Here is a 16,091-nt window from a genome sequence, read left to right as displayed (position 1 = left end):
AACTGGCTGTTCAGCCACACGACGCGGGGTGCCCAGGCCAGTGCGACGATCTACAGCGTCATCGAGACGGCGAAGATCAACCGTCTGGAGCCCTACGCGTACCTGCTCGAGGTGTTAAAGAACCTGCCGGCCGCGGCCAGCGATGAGGCCATCGACGGCCTGCTGCCGTGGCATCAGGATGAGAGCCTATACGCGCTCAAACCCACCGAGTAGGTGTGGTTCGCGGATCGCTTACGTAGTGGCCCGTCGACTTACTCGGTGTCGCGGACGACCGACCCCAGTTCCACATCCACTTTCCCTAACAAAGACGCGCGGGACAGACCCGGGCCGCTGCCATGTTTTCCGACGGAAATAAGAAACTCACAGCCCTCTGTTGGATACCAGCGCACTTCCCTCAAGCCCATCAGCCCCAGGTCGAAGAGATCCTGCAGGAGAAGCCTGAAAGACGAGGGCACAAAGCACCACCCGTGGCAATCGACGTAGCCTTCAGCATTCATCCGTGCACGAAACATGTCGCGAACTGCCGCAGGCTCATTACGAAGTTCCGCATTCCCCAGACTCGCCGAACTCCACGCACCCTGGCCATCCTGCTCCGCGTAATAGAGCTGAAACTCAACCAATGTGCCGATACTGTGCTGGCAACGACCCTCTACAAACCGATCCAGCACCGCTCCCAAGCTGGATATGGGCCTATATCGATCGAAGCAATACCGTTTATCGGGTACCGCAAGCACAAGAACCCCCCGATCATTGAGGATTTCCTCGCAATCACGTAGAAAAGCGACAAGGTCCGGAACATGTTCGACAACATGCGATGCAATAATCCAGTCGAATCCCCCACGGGAAAGGTCTACCAGATCTGCATAGCGTTCCCCGCGCCAGACATGGTCAGTTTCCTCGACCTGTGACGCGTCCAGGCCACTGTTCAGGCAGTCCCGAACCAGCTCCTCCCTGGTAAGCCAATCGAGCGTTTCTACACGAAAGCCTTCCGCCTTGGGTGCCAACGGCCGATGCTTGGGACCAATTTCCAACCCCCGGCCGTCGGAATCCACACAAGCCAATATCTTCTCTGTCCGATCCACGAGCGTACCACTCTCCGTCCTGGCGCTTCGAAATCCCTATAAACCTGAACGCTGTCTACTGCCCCAAGGTTCCCTTTGGAACTCTGGACTTGCGTGCTGGCCATGCAAGCTCAAAACGTGCATTCTCGAGCGAAAGATTCGGATTATACATTGGATCCAGATCAATCCAGTCCCGCCAACGCCGACGCATGAATTGTACTTCCCGTGCGAAACGCTCGGACTCCGCGTCTTGATCATCCCTCGGTCTGCTGGCCGACTCATGATGATAAAGAACGGCCGACGGAACGAGTACGTTCCTGTAGCCCAGCTCTGCCAGTTTCAAACCCAGGTCGACGTCATTGAAGGCAACCGCCAACTGGGATTCGTTCATTCCCCCAACATCGAGATAAAGTTCGCGACGTATCACCAGGCATGCGGCAGTGACAGCAGAGTACTGCCCTGGGAGGGCCGCTCTCCCAAAGTACCCATAACTCTGACTGGACTGGCCCGCATGCGCATTCGCTGCTACTCCACCAACCCCCAGGATGATCCCTGCGTGCTGGACCGTATCATTGGGATAGAGGAGCCTGGCCCCCACAGCACCCACATCCGGTTGTAGCGCGTAACGAACCATGTCATCGAGCCAACCCGGAGCATTGACTTCAATATCGTTGTTGACGAGACCGACTAGCTCAGTGTCGATTCCAGCGATGGCGCGATTGTTAATCGCGGAGAAGTTGAACGGACCGTTGTCGCGAACAACACTTACGCAACTACTCTCCACCTCACTCAGATAGTTCAGTGTTATAGGGTCGTCGGAGGCGTTATCGACAATCAGAATCTTGTAGTTCGGATAATCCGTTCGCGCGAGGATGCTTTCGACGCAGCGCCGCAGCAAATCAACTCTGTTTCGGGTTGGAACCACCAGCGTAATGGCAGGCGGATTTTCTGGAAGGGCGAAACGGATTTGATAGCCGTAGGTAAGGGCATGCACATCAGAGCCCGAAACCCTCGCATTGACGTGCTCCGATAACGCTTTCTGACCCGCCCCGATCGCATAGGGTTTGGCGTTTATTCCCGAAGCGGTGCTTTTGTCGTGGACGCGCCAGTGATACAGAACGTGAGGTATGTGAGCAATCTGATCTGAACCAACGGCGGCACTGCACCTGAGCGCAAGATCGTAATCCTGGGCGCCCTCGTAGCCTTCCCGGAATCCACCCTGCTGCATGACCAGCGCCCTTTCATAGACACCAAGGTGACTGAACATATTGTGAGACAGGAACAGATACGGGTTCCAGTCCGACTTGAAATAGGGTCCAAACCGTTTTCCCTTTTTGTCGATCTTGTCCTCATCGGAATAAAGCATCCGGACATTCGGATTCCTATTTATGCATTCGGCCACCTGGTACAACGCATCCTCGGTAATGAGGTCATCCTGGTCCAGAAGAACAACCCAGTCGCCCTGCGCGAGTTCGAGCGCAGTATTGCTGGCCGCAGAGATATGGCCATTGGCGTCGCGGAAGGCGAGCTTGATCCTTGTGTCTTCGTCGGCGTAGCGCTGCAGGACTTCGTGGACACCCGCATCCGTGGAAGCGTCATCGGCAATACACAACTCCCAGTCGGGGTAAAGCTGATCACGTACCGACTGGATAGCTTCATCCAGCCAATCGAGGTTCGGGTTGTAGACTGGCATTACAACAGAGAACGTGGGCTGTCCCTGAAAGTTCGCGAGACGGTCTCGGATCGTGGTCCGATCTTGATCATCAAGCGTGTCACAGAGCTGTACCCACAGCCCGTAGTCCGACGGATCAACAACGCGTCCGTCCAGCAGGACACCCCCGCCCATGCCCGACGCGCGCGCGTCGTGCCAGCGCCGGCGTATACCCGCGGGTCCTTCCTGCGCCAGGATCCTCCCCGTGGAGCCGAACGCCCGCGCGAGCCCTCCTTTACTGCGGACGATTTGGCGCCCTGTCAGGACCCACCCACCTACCCGTCGGTAGGGGGCCGTCAACTTCCAGCTGCGGGAAGTGCGAATCTCGGCGACCTCTCCTTGCAGCTGCTCAATGGACCGCGTTCGGGCGACCAGTTCCTCCTGCAGCTCCTCGAGCTCCCGCCGCTGGCGAGTGATCCGCCGTCGCTGACGAGTGATCCGCCGTTGCTGACGAGCCAGCCATCGAGTGAGAGGTTCGACATATTCCACGGCAGGCCGATCAAGCTGGGCCCAGGGATTCTCCGCCTGTGACCAGTGCAGCAGGTGCGTCCCGGCAAGCGAACCAGTACCTGCGGTGACTCCTTCATCATTGCCCGCAATGACCCGCTTCCCCACGCCACGGACCTGGGAATCCTGCTTCTCGATGACACAGAGTGAATCATCGAACCGAACCGAACGGATCTGCCCGAGAAACGCCTCGTCCAGCTGTATCCCGAAGTGGCGCGAATAGCCCGTCAGCCAGTCTGGAACGGACCGCTCGACGCCCCAGTGGTCGCGGTTCAGCACATCCACCATGAGCTTGAAGAAGCTCACGGTGGAATACGGTGCATCCCGGCCTCCTCCATAGTCCTGCCAGTAGCTCGAGTGCAGATCCTCGACCACATAGACCCCTCCAGGGCGGAGTCGGGGAAAGTACTTGCCGAACACACGCACCACGTCCGCCACCTGATGCGATCCGTCATCGATAATGACGTCAAAGGCGCTGCTGTGCGCATCGACGGCTCGAACGGTCTCACTCACGCAGGCATCCCCCGACACGACCTTGATACGCGGATCGTGAAAGACCAGCTCGGCGCAAGCGGGATCGATATCGCAGCCCAGAATCAGATCGGCAGAATCAAAGTACTTCGCCCACAGCTCGAGAGATCCGCCGTTCTGCACACCGATCTCCAACAGGCGCCGCACATCGCCGCGGCGTGGGGCGAACAAATGCTCGTAGACATCCAGGGTGCCACTCCACTTGTCCGACACTTTTCCCTGATGTTCGTGGTAAAGAGTTGTGAGCGTCTTCATGGCCTCGCCTCAAGTGAAATACGATCAAATGGCACGCCCACCAACCCCCAACGCACCGTGCTCGAGGACACAGAGAACACCAGCGCGTCATGCAGCCAGTGGTGCTGAACATGGTCATGAAGTTCGCCCTCGGCCAGAGAGCCCATCACCACGTAGTCACCGTTGGGCAACATCGGCAAACGGAATCGATAGCGGGCCACGAGTGTCTGGCCCGCGGCGACCCGTGTCGGAGTCACGTTCGTGAAAGCGAGGGTATTGTCACCGAAGAGGTCCTGCCCCAGGCGATTGCGCACCATGAACCCGATGATTGGTCGATCCATTGGTTCGTACGCGACGGCCCGGATCACGAGCTCCACCCGCTCGCCCCCGCGAACTACCTGCCGCGGCTTGCCTTTCTCATCGGTGAACGACAGCTCGAGCAGCTCCCCAGCACCACTCTTCCAGCCGGAGGCGAAATCCAGGTTGTCCTGAACCGTCAATTCGCCATCGTACTCGGGGGTTAGGGCGTCAATGTCCGGGCCGCACGATGAGGCCTCGCCCTTGCCCCGCGCTGCAGGGCGAACGCTTTCGACGTCCACGTGCTCTCCATGGGCCTGATTGATGCTGTATTCGAGGTAGTCCTCGGTAACAGTTCGCGGGTGTCCCAATGCTCGAATTTCTCCTTGATCCAGCCACAGCGCCCGATCGCAGAGACTCATCACGGAGTTCATGTCGTGACTCACGAAAATCAACGAGCCCTGCTTCCGAAAACGTCGTATGAAGCGCATGCAACGCTGCATGAATATCGCGTCACCAACCGCAAGCGCCTCATCGATGACCAGCAAGTCAGCATCCACATGGGCAATCACGGCGAATGCCAGCCGAACGTACATACCGCTTGAGTACGTTTTTACCGGCTGCTCCATGTACGCACCGATACCGGCGAACTCGGCGATGCTGTGGAAACGCTCCTTCGTCTGGCCCGGCGCCAGTCCGTACAAGGAGGCCGCAAGGAATACGTTTTCTCGCCCGGTGAACTCAGGGTTGAACCCCGCGCCCAACTCCAGCAGGGCAGCGACGCGCCCGTCGATCTCGACCGATCCGGAGGACGGTGCGACCGTGCCACACAAGATCTGAAGCAACGTGGATTTGCCAGATCCGTTCGGACCGATGATGCCCAGTGACTCACCGCGGCGCAGTATAAATCCCACGCCATTCAACGCGTTCACCTCCTGATAGTAGGCTCGGCACTCCAGCCCCAGCGTCCCCTGTATTCTTGGGAAGACATACTGTTTGAGACGGTCGCGCGGCGAGGCGTACAGAGCAAATCGTTTGCTTACGCCGGCAACCCGGGCGACCACGTCGTCAGAGCACATCGGCAAAACCTCTCCGTGTTTTCTGGAACCACACGAAGCCCGCCCACGCCACCCCAGTCGACACCAGCAAATAGAGCGACCAACCCATCCAGTCCGGTGCGCGCCCCCAGATCAGTACGTCGCGGAGTGCTTCAATGATGAAGGTGAGCGGATTCAGCACCATCCACGGCTGCATGAACTCAGGCAATGCGCTGACAGGATAGAAAACGGGCGAGAGAAAGAGCAGCGCTGTCGCCAAAACCCCTGTCAGCTGGCCAATATCCCTCAGGAAAACGCCCAAAGAAGACAGAAACCAGCCGACACCCAGGCACACGACAAGCAGTGGAAGCAACACCACCGGTGCCAGCAGCGACGTGGTGTGCACGTACCCGTTGACGAGCCCGAACGCCAGCACGAGGATCACCCCGCTGACCAGCGCGTGAAACGCAGCACTGCACACCACCACCACCGGCAATAGCTCGAGAGGGAAAACCACCTTCTTGACGTAATTCGCCTGGCCGATCACGACGCCGGGAGCCCGCGTGAGAACATCTGCCAACATCGCGTGGACAATCAGGCCCGAGAACAGCACAAGCGCAAAATGAACCGTCGTGGGTTGTTCCACGGCCCAACGCGCCTCGAACACTACGGTAAACACGAATGTAAAGACCAGAAGCATCAACAGAGGATGCAGAAACGACCAGAACAGCCCCAGAAACGACCCCCGATACCGCCCGGCGACCTCTCGCCTGGTCAGGCGCGCCAGTAACCGCCTGTTTACCCACAGACTCTGACCCATGGTCCGTGGACCGCTCGAAGCAACAGCGTGCGGGTCCACTAGAATACCTCGGCACATGCAAGCGAAGGCGCTTCTGCATCCTTGGGCGACAGACGCGGCCCGTCTGGAACTGTTGGCCAGTGGATGCCGATAGCCGGGTCGTCCCACGCAATCGCCCGCTCCTGCTCCGGGGCGTAGACGTTGGTGGTCTTGTACAGCACCTCGGTTCTCTCACTCAGTGACAGAAACCCATGCGCGAAGCCGGGCGGCACCCATAACTGTTGTCGGCCTTGCGCAGTCAGTTCGGCCGCGACCCAGGCACCGAAAGTCGAAGATCGCCGCCGAACATCCACAGCCACGTCGAACACCGCACCTGCCACAACCCGCACCAGCTTGCCCTGCGCCTTCGGCGGCAACTGATAGTGGAGCCCACGCAACACCCCGGCCTCACTACAACTATGGTTGTCCTGAACGAAGCTTAACCCGCTACCGACCAGCGCCTCGAAGGCTGGCTGACTGAAGCTCTCGAAGAACCAGCCACGCTCGTCCTTGAATACACGAGGTTCCAGGAGAACGACTTCTGGTAGTTCCAATGGATACCCCTTCACGAAGACACCTCCCGCACCAGTTGCGAAAGGTATTCCCCGTCCGGAGCCCCCGCGGACGAGCGGGCAACCTGCATAAGCCGGTTTGCGTCGATCCAGCCCTTGCGATACGCCACCTCCTCCGGACAAGCGAGCTTCACACCCCTTTCGTCTTCAAGGGCCTTGACCCGTTGCCCCGCCTTCAGCAGTGAATCGTGGGTGCCTGCGTCGATCCATTCCTGATCGGCCCCCATGACTTCCACGCGCAGGTGACCCTCTTCCAGGTACAGCCGGTTCAGGTCCGTGATTTCCAGCTCATCACGAGCGGAAGGCTCCAGTGTTCGTGCCGCATCGACCACGTCTCCGTCATAGAAGTAGAGCCCTGCCACGGCGTAGGCCGACCGGGGAGCAGCCGGCTTTTCCTCCAGCGTCCGGACACATCCGTCCCCGTCAAACTCGACGACCCCGTAACGCTCGGGATGCGCTACCCGGGAGGCGAACACGGTTGCACCGTCTTCCCGATCAGCGGCTTGTTGCAGAGTCCTGTCCAGCCCATCGCCAAGGAAAATGTTGTCGCCCAGAATGAGGGTCGACGGGGCACCGCAAAGGAAGTTTTCGCCAATCAGGAACGCTTCGGCCAGCCCGTTCGGTTGCGGCTGCGCCGCATAATGCAGGGTGACCCCCCACTGGTCCCCATCACCGAGAAGTTCGGCAAAGGTACCGAGATCGCGCGGCGTAGAAATAATCAGGATTTCCCGGATGCCAGCCCGCATCAATGTAGTCAGCGGATAAAAGATCATCGGCTTGTCGTACACGGGCAACATTTGCTTGCTGAGGACCCGTGTGACCGGATGCAGGCGGGTCCCATGACCACCTGCCAGGATGATTCCCTTGCGTGCGCTCATAACAATCGCTCCATGATCTTCTGCAACTCCGCATCCCAGGCGGCGGGAGTGATGCCAAACGTCTGCCGGATCAGCCCCGTGTCGAGAACCGAGTACGGTGGCCTAATGGCCAGCGCTGGATACTCCGCGCTACTTACTGGCACCATCCGGTCTCGCGGCGCACGAAGGGAAACCCCGTTCTCATGCGCGTAGCCAAGCACCCACCACGCAACCTCGAACCACGTCGCCTCGCCACGCGCAGCGACGTGATACAGGCCATAGGGAAAGTCGTCCCCGTCGCGCGAGCACCACTCCCTTACCAGCTGCGCGGTGACATTTGCCAGCAGGGCCGCGGAGGTCGGCGCCCCTCGCTGATCATCAACGACGCGCAGTTCGTCACGCTCTTCTGCAAGGCGTAATATCGTCTTAACGAAGTTACGCCCTTCAACGCCTACCACCCAGCCTGTCCGCAGCACTACATGCCTGGAACTGCGCCTGATGACGGCCTCTTCCCCAGCCCGCTTGGTGTGGCCATAAACCGAAAGGGGGCGCGGCAAATCCGTCTCCCGATACGGCCTGAAGCCCTCCCCGTCGAATACGTAGTCCGTGGAGAAATGGATCAGCATCGCCTGCAGGCGCTCCGCCTCCTCGGCCATGACACCGGGAGCGATCGCATTGACCGCTTCCGCCTCGATGGGCTGTTCCTCCGCCCGATCTACCGCGGTATGGGCCGCTGCATTCACGATCACGGCCGGCCTCAGTGCCTGGATCACCCGCCGCACCGCGTCCACATCGGTCAGATCTGCTTCCGATCGCGTCAGGGCGTGGACCGTCCCCAACGACGCCAGGCTTTCCCGCAACTCGCACCCCACCTGACCGCCGGCACCGAACAGCAGAATATTTATACCAAGCTGGCGGGATACTGCCGGTCCATCCATTCTCGGTAGGCGCCCGTGGTCACTCGGGATACCCACTCGTTGTTGTCCAGATACCATTGCATCGTCCTGCGCAATCCGCTGGCAAAGGTTTCCTGAGGAGCCCATCCCAGCAAGTCCATGGTCCGCGAGGCATTAACGGCGTAGCGCCGGTCATGCCCAGGACGATCCTTCACAGTCCGCACGAGGGAAAAGTAATCCACCCCCGGTCGCGCCTCCCCCAGAAGGGCGCAAAGCGCCTCGACGACCTGGACATTGGTGCGCTGCGCCGACCCGCCCACCGCATACACTGCTCCGGGCTCACCAACCGCGAGCATCCTCCGCAGCGCGGCACAATGGTCCGAGACGTGCAACCAGTCGCGGATCTGCAGCCCATCGCCATACACTGGAATGAGTTGCCCGCTGCGCGCCCGGTGGATCACCAGCGGAATCAGCTTCTCGGGAAACTGGTACGGCCCATAGTTATTGGAGCAATTGCTGGTGACCGTCGGCAGCCCGTATGTGTGGTGATAGGCCCGAACCAGGTGGTCAGAAGCGGCCTTGCTGGCAGCATAGGGGCTGTTGGGCCGGTACGGAGAGTACTCATCGAACTCCGGATCGTTCTCTTTCAGCGACCCGAAGACTTCGTCGGTGGACACATGCAGGAAGCGGAAGCCGTCGCGCAAGTCGCGGTTCATGCCTTCCCAGTACTCCTGCACCGCCTCGAGGAGACCGAACGTTCCCATCACGTTGGTCTGCATGAACGCATCCGGCGCGATAATGGAGCGGTCCACATGGGACTCGGCTGCGAAATGAACAACGGCTCTCGGCTGGTGTTCCCGCAACAGCCGGACCAACAAGCTCCTGTCCCCGATATCCCCCCGAACGAATCGATACCTGGGATCATCCTGCACCGAGATCAGATTGTCGCGGTTGCCAGCGTAGGTAAGCTTGTCGAGGTTGACCAGCGGCTCGTCATGCGTGGCCATCCACTCCAGCACGAAATTCGAGCCGATGAACCCGGCCCCCCCTGTCACTAGAATACTCACGGTTCCCCGAATCAATCCTGAGGGCCTGAACCTCCAAATGCACCCGCCAATAACGAGCGGCATTTCGCCTGGAGAAGCCCTATTTTGCGTTTTCGTTTACACCACACCATAGCGATCTCGCACGCCGAATACCACACCCTGGGGATTGTCATGCTAACCTCGGTGGTAATTCTTATCGGTACCGCAGGGATCATCGGCGATGGACGCCCGAGTCCGGGCCTTGAGCACGCGGTCCGCTTTGCGGCATGCCTATTCGGAACGACCTAAGTCATGGAAGCGCCTTGCGAGAAGCCGCCACGGACCACTCCCGCCCCGGTTACGGTAATCATCGTTAACTGGAATTCCGGCCCCCTGCTGAAAGAATGCCTGACGAATCTGGCCAGGCAGACCGTGTCTCCTTCACGCATCATCGTGGTGGACAACGCCAGCACGGATGGCTCCGCAGATGACCTGAACGGGCCTGATAACATCACGGTGCAGCACGCGGAATCCAACCTCGGATTTGCCGCAGGCAACAACCGGGCCATGGAGCAGTGTTCAACGGAATTCGTTGCGCTCGTCAATCCGGATGCCTTCCCCGAGAGGGAATGGCTGGAGGAACTCCTCCGGGCTGCCCAGGCGAACCCGGAGGCCGCTGCCTTCGCGTCGCGAATGATCCAGAAGGAGCAACCCGAGCGGCTGGACGGAGTCGGAGACGCCTACCATGTCACCGGCGTGTTCTGGCGCATAGGGCACGGGCAAAAGCATTGGTCCACCAGGCTCCATCCGCACCCGGTGTTTTCCGCCTGCGCCGGGGCAGCATTATTTCGTCTGCAAGCAGTTCGTGACGCGGGAGGTTTCGACGAAGACTTCTTCTGCTACGGTGAAGACGTCGACCTGGGATTCAGACTTCGCTTGTCGGGCCACACCGTGCACTACGTACCCGAGGCCGTTGCCTACCATGTCGGGGGTGGCTCCAGCGGAGGCGCGCAAAGCGATGTCGCAGCCTACTACGGTCAGCGCAACCTGCCTTGGGTTTTCCTCAAGAACATGCCCTCCCCCTTGCTGTGGCCGCTCCTGCCAGCCCACATCCTGCTGAACGTGCTCCTCGTCGTTCGTGCGGCAGGGCGCGGTCAAGGCTATCTCGCCCTCCGCGCCAAGCGGGATACGGCAAGCCGACTGCCTGAAGTCTGGAAGAAACGGCGCGCGATACAGGCACGGCGCCGAATTGGCCTGTGCGCCTTGTGGCGTGTCTTGGCCAAGGGCTGGCCGCGATGATCACCGTGTCGATCGTCAGCCATGGACACGGCGAGATGGTCAATCAACTCGCACGCAGCCTCATCGCGCTCCACGAGGTGTCGCACATCCTGGTCACGCTCAACTGTCGGGAAAACCTGGATCTCCCCCATCACCCCGAAGTGGAGGTTATCCAGAATGAATGCCGTGACGGATTCGGGCGCAACCACAACAGGGCGTTTCAGCGTTCCCGTGAACCCTATTTCTGCGTAATGAACCCGGACGTCGTTCTCATCCAGAACCCTTTCCCAAGCCTGCTCCAGACCATGGGTGAAACCGGGGCCGGCCTTGCGGCACCGCTGGTCTACAACGCGGCCCACACCCTGCAGCCCAGCGCCCGTTACTTTCCCACCATCGCTTCGCTCACCCGCAAGCTCCTTAGGGGCGAAACCGGCGCCTACCCCCCATCCGCGGGGAGCGCGCCCACCTATCCTGACTGGGTCGCCGGCATGTTCATGCTCGCACGCAGTGATGTGTACGCCGACGTGAACGGCTTCGACAAGGCCTACTTCCTCTACTACGAAGACGTGGACCTTTGCGCAAGGCTATGGGCGGCCGGTCACAGCGTCGTGTTGGACCCGAACGCAGCCATCATTCACGACGCCCAGAAGAAAAGCCACTCAGACCCGGTCCACTTCCTGATGCATCTCCGCAGTCTCTTTCGTTACCTGAGAAAGCAAAGAAGCGGCTTTTCCGGGGGCCCATGTCGCCCCCCCGGGGCGCACTGACCTCGAACCCGGGCAGCCATCCTGCTCGTCGCTCTCTCGGGTCCACTTGCTGCGTCTGGCGATGATTCGGTCACGCATGGCTCGAATGCCCAGGGTCACCACCATCAGTATTCCGTTTTACAGCAACGCGAGATTGCGAGCTTGTCAGAAGAAGAGCTAGACGATCTCCGCGCGGGCAGAGACATGGGATTAGCCCTGCCGGCAGAACTGAATGGCTACCCCGGCCCGCGACACGTGCTGGATCTCGCTGAAGGAGCCCCCGTTTCAACCGGACACCTTGTTGTTGACCTGAAGGCCTAGGCATAGGCCTAGTGCAAAGGAGTGACCAAGGTGGAACGCATCGAAGTAGTCACGGGGGTGCATCGGCGGCGTCGGTACTGGCCCCGGGGGAAGTCCATCGCCGTTCGATATATGACCGTTGATTCGGCTGGGCGGTCTGAACTGAACCGTACCGGGCCTCCCAGGAGGCACTCGGCTGTGATTCATCCTCCTTTCCCCACCCTCGAAGGCCAGCAGCGACCCTGAGCGGTTAATGGAACTCGTCGTTACCAGTGACCGCTCAGGGTCCTACATTATGGGCAGTACCTGCAGATCGGTTTTTCTAGTGCACCACATGCATTAGCGCAGGCCTGCGCCAACTGCTTTTCAGCAGGTTACTCCGCTACAGTTTGCTCGATGATGGCCTCGACCTCATTGCTGGAAAGCTCCATCACCTCCGCAACCTCATCCGGCATCATCGGCAGGAAGGCCGATACATTCATCCGCGAGATGAAGACATCCCCCTGGCTATCCTGGTAGATGCTCACACGACAGGGCATGAACGCCGAGACCGGACGAAACGCGTCTTCCTCCAGGATGCGGGCGCTGTATTCCCCGCTACAGACGTCGATGATTACCACGGGGTCTAGTGTGAAACCCCGCTCCGACAGAACACCCGACATATAGTTCTTGTTCAGTACGCTCCAGCCCGCTTCTTTCGCCTGCGCCTCGAAGGCCTCGACGGTGTCCGGGAAGGACATCGGGCTGGGCGTCACCTTTGCCATCTCCGGCTGCTCGTCACCGTGGCTGCCAGCCTGGGCAACCCCCGCGAACAGCAAAGCCGCGAACAGCATCGCAAGCATCGGCAGCAATTGGCGCCGTGTAGGAAGTTTAGCCTTCGTGTACGTACTGGTCATTGCAGTTCTCCTGTTCGGACGGGCATGGTCCTCTGCCTGATGGACTTCCCACGGTGTCGGGGGAAGTCCAACAACTAGAATGCTTCAACGGACAACAAACACGGAGACATCAGTGTGCGATGCCAGGAACCCCGCATTTGATGCGAAGACATAGTCACGGAAGCCCGGAACGTGAGAAGCCATCACCACCAGGTCCGCATTGATCTCGTGGATGTAGCGGTCGAGGCACCGGTCAAGTTCAGTCACCGGATCAGCCGTAATGACGGCATGCGAATGGAACTCCACGCCTCGGTCTGCGCTCTGTTTGGAGGCGAACTCAGCAAGCTTTTCCTTGAATTGCTCCGCGCTATGGGAGACTTCGTCCGGCCCCGGCGCAGTGACGCCCACCATATGCAGGGTTGCGCCATAGTGCTGGCCCAGATCCGCGGCTATTGCCAGCGCCTTCTCCAGCCTTTCAGCGTGGACCAGAGCGACAGGAACAACGATCTTTTGGTACACAGTTATGCTCCCCTGAGTGATCGACATCCCTCAGCCTGACAGCTGTCGGTTGGCTAGGCGTTGATTCACGTCAACGTGGTTGAAGGAACTCCGAACCGGCGTGCAGCCCGGGCTGGAACTTCACCTGCTGGGAACCACAGTTCTGACTTTCTTGTTCGGTCTTCTGCTGGCCGTCACAGGTAATGTCGGCGCCCTAGTCATGCTCACGCGGCTGGGTTTGTGCGAATGGCAGGCTTTTCCTCTCAACGGCCTCCCGCCTGCCGTCCGGCTGGTACTGCCCCCCATGCCAGCGGGTTCCTGCCCTATCGGTGGCTGCCCCACCACCTCTTCATCGATCCATTCGCGTTAATCTGGCGCGACTACCTGTCGGTCATGCCGTTGCTCATGTTCCCGGAGCACTTCGTAACGGGGATACTTCAGGGACCACTGCCGATACGTTGGCGGGCGCACAAGAAGGCAAGGCGGGGATGACCCTGTTAGTGGAAAGGGAGCGAGCACCTTGTGTTTCCGGCTGGAACATCGTGGGAGCCGCCACCGCGATCACGCTGCTGACCGTGGGCGTGCGTTTGGGTATTGGCCCGTTTTTCCTGTCCATGGCCGGCGACTTGGCATGAGGCGGAGTCCGTTGGCCGCGCTACCCAAGGTGCCCGGTTCGTCCTGTTGCTGGGCACTTGAACTTGCAGGCAGCGGTTCCCGAGGCTCCCTGGTGAACACCTATCCCCACGGCGGCTTTACGCCCTCGACCTGGTACTCCCGCTGCAACGCCCGTTGCAGGTTGACACAAGCAAACACCAGGATGACAGCCACAGGCAATCCCGCGGTAATTGAGGCCGTTTGCAGGCTGTTGAGGGCTTCCGCACCGCCAACGATCAGCAGGGTCGCGGCCACAGCCCCTTCGGTAATGCCCCAGATCACGCGCTGACGCCGCGGCGAATGCTTACTCCCGCGGGAGATCAGCTTGTCGATCACGTGGGTACCGGAATCGGACGACGTCACGAAATAGGTCGCGATCAACAATGTCGCCGCGATGGAGGTCAGCGTTGTCAGCGGTAGCCTTTCAAGGGTCACATAGAGGGCCAGCGTGGTGTCCTCCGCCACCGCAGACGCAATGCCGCTTCCTTCATAGAAGAGTTCGGCGTGCAGTGCGGTGCCCCCGAACACGGTCATCCATACCAAGACGAAGAGCGTCGGCATCATGAGAACACCGATAATGAACTCGCGAATCGTCCGGCCGCGGGAAATCCGCGCAATGAAGATGCCGACGAATGGCGACCAGGCGATCCACCAGCCCCAGTAGAAAATCGTCCAGTCTTTCTGCCACTGGGATCCGGTGGTGGCGCCGGTGGACAAGCTCAGTTCCACGATCTGCTGGAGATAGGTTCCCGTGGAGTCCAGAAGGAACTGGACGATGAACAATGTCGGCCCCAGGACCAGGACGAAGGTAAGCACCAGCAGTGCCAGCGCCAGGTTGAATACGCTCAGCCACTTCAAACCCCGATCCAGGCCCGAGAGCACCGAGATGACGGCGACGCCGGTGATAGTGGCGATCAGCCCCACCTGAACCCAATGCGAGACCGGCAAACCGATCAACTGGTGCAGCCCGGTGTTCAGCTGCATGGCTCCGAAACCCAGGGAAGTGGCCAGGCCGAACAAGGTTCCGAACACCGCAAGGATGTCAATCACGTGACCGCTTACTCCGTAGATACGGTCACCGAGCAACGGGTAGAAGATTGAGCGTATGGTCAGCGGCAGCCGGTGACGGTAACTGAAGTAGGCAACAGACAGCCCCAGTACGACATATACCGCCCAGGCGTGCAGCCCCCAATGAAAGTACGTGTATACCATCGCCTGGCGGGCGGCGTCGGGCGTCCCGCCTTCACCGGAGGGAGGATTCTGGAAATGCAGTATAGGCTCAGCCACACTCCAGAAAACCAGGCCAATCCCCATACCCGTGCTGAAGAGCATGGAGAACCAGGCCAGCAGACCGAACTTCGGACGGTCTTCAGGCTGCCCCAGACGGATGCGACCGTATCGACTGAACACCAGGTAAAGCAGGAACGCGAGAAAACACGTGACGGCCAGAAGGTAGACCCAGCCGAAGTACTTGGTAATGAACGCATCGAGAGTCCCGAAGACCTTCCCCGCAATCGTTGGGAAGACAACCCCGAACAGCACGAACACCGCCACGATCACGCCGGTTGCCACGAATACGACTGGGTTGACTGTAGCGAACAGGGCGCGTGCCCTGGTGGGATGTCGACCAGTGGTCATCAGGTGGTGTCTCCGTCGGACGCTGGCGCTTCCATAAAACCCATCATCTCTGCGCGGTCGATGACATGCCCCTTGACGGCTCGGTCAAGCGCCCCGCGCGTCGAGCCCGTAGGCAGATCCAACCAGGTATCGAGGGCCAGCAGGATCATTCGGTAGTGATGCCGCCCTTCAGGCGGCGCCGGTCCGAGATACCCCACCTTCCCGAAACTATCGATACCCACACAGCACTCTGCGGGCAGGTGCACGGCATCGAGCGAAGCGGTCTGTGGCGGAATATTCCAGGCATGCCAGTGCGTCACCTCGCCCAAAGGGGAATCCACATCCTTCAGGACAAGCACCAGACTCTGCGCATTCTCCGAAACATCATGAATGCGAAACGGTGGTAGCTCGTTCTCGCCGGGTGCCGAGTAACGTCTGGGGATCGGCCCGCCATCGCTGAACGCCGGACTTGATAGTCGCATGAACACTGAACCCAGTTGGGACTGCCTCGCTACAGCCAATGGCGGCCTCGACAGTCATCAGTCTCTCGTTGGCGA

General features: G+C 59.9%; 16 protein-coding genes. 4 read left to right on the top strand and 12 right to left on the bottom strand.

Features of this window, described 5'->3' with window-relative positions; all coding sequences use genetic code 11:
* Positions 1–213: transposase domain-containing protein (locus ACNSTU_RS12110; protein WP_418212409.1), on the top strand; the 213-nt coding region annotated here is incomplete at its 5' end.
* A gap of 38 nt (positions 214–251) precedes the next feature.
* Here ACNSTU_RS12110 and ACNSTU_RS12105 read toward each other — a convergent pair.
* Genes ACNSTU_RS12105 through rfbB form a run of 8 tightly spaced genes read right to left on the bottom strand, consistent with a single transcriptional unit; the run spans position 252 to position 9,608 of the window.
* A complete protein-coding gene (locus tag ACNSTU_RS12105; protein ID WP_290637077.1) occupies positions 252–1,082 on the bottom strand; it encodes a class I SAM-dependent methyltransferase in 831 nt (276 codons plus the stop codon).
* Between the two features lie 55 nt (positions 1,083–1,137).
* Entirely contained in the window at positions 1,138–4,065 is a 2,928-nt protein-coding gene (locus ACNSTU_RS12100; RefSeq protein ID WP_418212408.1) for a glycosyltransferase family 2 protein, read from the bottom strand.
* Positions 4,062–5,420, bottom strand: a complete 1,359-nt coding sequence (locus ACNSTU_RS12095) for an ABC transporter ATP-binding protein (protein WP_290637079.1) — start codon at positions 5,418–5,420, stop codon at positions 4,062–4,064. Before ACNSTU_RS12095 ends, ACNSTU_RS12100 begins: the two co-directional genes overlap by 4 nt.
* On the bottom strand, positions 5,410–6,198 hold the full coding sequence (locus ACNSTU_RS12090) for an ABC transporter permease (protein WP_290637080.1): 789 nt from the start codon (positions 6,196–6,198) through the stop codon (positions 5,410–5,412). The genes ACNSTU_RS12095 and ACNSTU_RS12090 overlap by 11 nt, the downstream gene beginning before the upstream one ends.
* A gap of 38 nt (positions 6,199–6,236) precedes the next feature.
* Positions 6,237–6,785, bottom strand: coding sequence for a dTDP-4-dehydrorhamnose 3,5-epimerase (gene rfbC / locus ACNSTU_RS12085; RefSeq protein WP_418212407.1), 549 nt, complete (start codon positions 6,783–6,785; stop codon positions 6,237–6,239).
* Entirely contained in the window at positions 6,782–7,666 is an 885-nt protein-coding gene (rfbA, locus tag ACNSTU_RS12080; RefSeq protein WP_290637082.1) for a glucose-1-phosphate thymidylyltransferase RfbA, read from the bottom strand. Before rfbA ends, rfbC begins: the two co-directional genes overlap by 4 nt.
* Positions 7,663–8,583 (bottom strand): dTDP-4-dehydrorhamnose reductase, encoded by a 921-nt coding sequence (gene rfbD / locus ACNSTU_RS12075; RefSeq protein ID WP_290637083.1) that lies wholly within the window; start codon positions 8,581–8,583, stop codon positions 7,663–7,665. Before rfbD ends, rfbA begins: the two co-directional genes overlap by 4 nt.
* The gene (gene rfbB / locus ACNSTU_RS12070; RefSeq protein WP_418212406.1) at positions 8,547–9,608 is read right to left on the bottom strand and encodes a dTDP-glucose 4,6-dehydratase; all 1,062 of its coding nucleotides are present in this window, start codon (positions 9,606–9,608) and stop codon (positions 8,547–8,549) included. Before rfbB ends, rfbD begins: the two co-directional genes overlap by 37 nt.
* Positions 9,609–9,878: 270 nt before the next feature.
* On the opposite strand from rfbB, the gene ACNSTU_RS12065 reads away from it, so the two are divergent.
* Complete coding sequence (locus tag ACNSTU_RS12065; RefSeq protein ID WP_418212405.1) at positions 9,879–10,865, top strand: glycosyltransferase family 2 protein; 987 nt, start codon at positions 9,879–9,881, stop codon at positions 10,863–10,865.
* Positions 10,823–11,611: a glycosyltransferase gene (locus ACNSTU_RS12060; RefSeq protein ID WP_418212404.1), complete on the top strand. Its 789-nt coding sequence runs from the start codon at positions 10,823–10,825 to the stop codon at positions 11,609–11,611. The genes ACNSTU_RS12065 and ACNSTU_RS12060 overlap by 43 nt, the downstream gene beginning before the upstream one ends.
* 653 nt (positions 11,612–12,264) lie before the next feature.
* Here the strand turns inward: ACNSTU_RS12060 and ACNSTU_RS12055 are convergent.
* Both ACNSTU_RS12055 and ACNSTU_RS12050 read right to left on the bottom strand, forming a co-directional pair.
* The gene (locus ACNSTU_RS12055; RefSeq protein ID WP_418212403.1) at positions 12,265–12,786 is read right to left on the bottom strand and encodes a DUF302 domain-containing protein; all 522 of its coding nucleotides are present in this window, start codon (positions 12,784–12,786) and stop codon (positions 12,265–12,267) included.
* Between the two features lie 84 nt (positions 12,787–12,870).
* The gene (locus ACNSTU_RS12050; protein ID WP_290638087.1) at positions 12,871–13,284 is read right to left on the bottom strand and encodes a universal stress protein; all 414 of its coding nucleotides are present in this window, start codon (positions 13,282–13,284) and stop codon (positions 12,871–12,873) included.
* A gap of 467 nt (positions 13,285–13,751) precedes the next feature.
* Here ACNSTU_RS12050 and ACNSTU_RS12045 point away from each other — a divergent pair, with 467 nt between their 5' ends.
* Positions 13,752–13,898 carry a hypothetical protein gene (locus tag ACNSTU_RS12045; protein WP_290638085.1) on the top strand — a complete coding sequence of 49 codons (147 nt, stop codon included), beginning with the start codon at positions 13,752–13,754 and terminating at the stop codon, positions 13,896–13,898.
* Between the two features lie 100 nt (positions 13,899–13,998).
* On the opposite strand, the gene ACNSTU_RS12040 is transcribed toward ACNSTU_RS12045, so the two are convergent.
* Both ACNSTU_RS12040 and ACNSTU_RS12035 read right to left on the bottom strand, forming a co-directional pair.
* Entirely contained in the window at positions 13,999–15,555 is a 1,557-nt protein-coding gene (locus ACNSTU_RS12040; RefSeq protein WP_290638083.1) for a BCCT family transporter, read from the bottom strand.
* Positions 15,555–16,016 carry a YbhB/YbcL family Raf kinase inhibitor-like protein gene (locus tag ACNSTU_RS12035; RefSeq protein WP_290638081.1) on the bottom strand — a complete coding sequence of 154 codons (462 nt, stop codon included), beginning with the start codon at positions 16,014–16,016 and terminating at the stop codon, positions 15,555–15,557. Before ACNSTU_RS12035 ends, ACNSTU_RS12040 begins: the two co-directional genes overlap by 1 nt.
* Between the last annotated feature and the right edge of the window lie 75 nt (positions 16,017–16,091).

Origin of the sequence: Aquisalimonas sp. APHAB1-3, from assembly GCF_048323695.1 — a bacterium.
Lineage (GTDB): Bacteria > Pseudomonadota > Gammaproteobacteria > Nitrococcales > Aquisalimonadaceae > Aquisalimonas.
This window is presented reverse-complemented; position numbering and strand designations above follow the sequence as displayed.

What these genes read in the sequence shown, in the direction of transcription:
- ACNSTU_RS12035 (WP_290638081.1), bottom strand. Translation starts at nt 16,016, where the DNA reads ATGCGACTATCAAGTCCGGCGTTCAGCGATGGCGGGCCGATCCCCAGA.
- ACNSTU_RS12100 (WP_418212408.1), bottom strand. Translation starts at nt 4,065, where the DNA reads ATGAAGACGCTCACAACTCTTTACCACGAACATCAGGGAAAAGTGTCG.
- ACNSTU_RS12095 (WP_290637079.1), bottom strand. Translation starts at nt 5,420, where the DNA reads ATGTGCTCTGACGACGTGGTCGCCCGGGTTGCCGGCGTAAGCAAACGA.
- ACNSTU_RS12090 (WP_290637080.1), bottom strand. Translation starts at nt 6,198, where the DNA reads ATGGGTCAGAGTCTGTGGGTAAACAGGCGGTTACTGGCGCGCCTGACC.
- ACNSTU_RS12065 (WP_418212405.1), top strand. Translation starts at nt 9,879, where the DNA reads ATGGAAGCGCCTTGCGAGAAGCCGCCACGGACCACTCCCGCCCCGGTT.
- rfbA (WP_290637082.1), bottom strand. Translation starts at nt 7,666, where the DNA reads ATGAGCGCACGCAAGGGAATCATCCTGGCAGGTGGTCATGGGACCCGC.
- rfbD (WP_290637083.1), bottom strand. Translation starts at nt 8,583, where the DNA reads ATGGATGGACCGGCAGTATCCCGCCAGCTTGGTATAAATATTCTGCTG.
- ACNSTU_RS12055 (WP_418212403.1), bottom strand. Translation starts at nt 12,786, where the DNA reads ATGACCAGTACGTACACGAAGGCTAAACTTCCTACACGGCGCCAATTG.
- ACNSTU_RS12045 (WP_290638085.1), top strand. Translation starts at nt 13,752, where the DNA reads ATGACCCTGTTAGTGGAAAGGGAGCGAGCACCTTGTGTTTCCGGCTGG.
- ACNSTU_RS12040 (WP_290638083.1), bottom strand. Translation starts at nt 15,555, where the DNA reads ATGACCACTGGTCGACATCCCACCAGGGCACGCGCCCTGTTCGCTACA.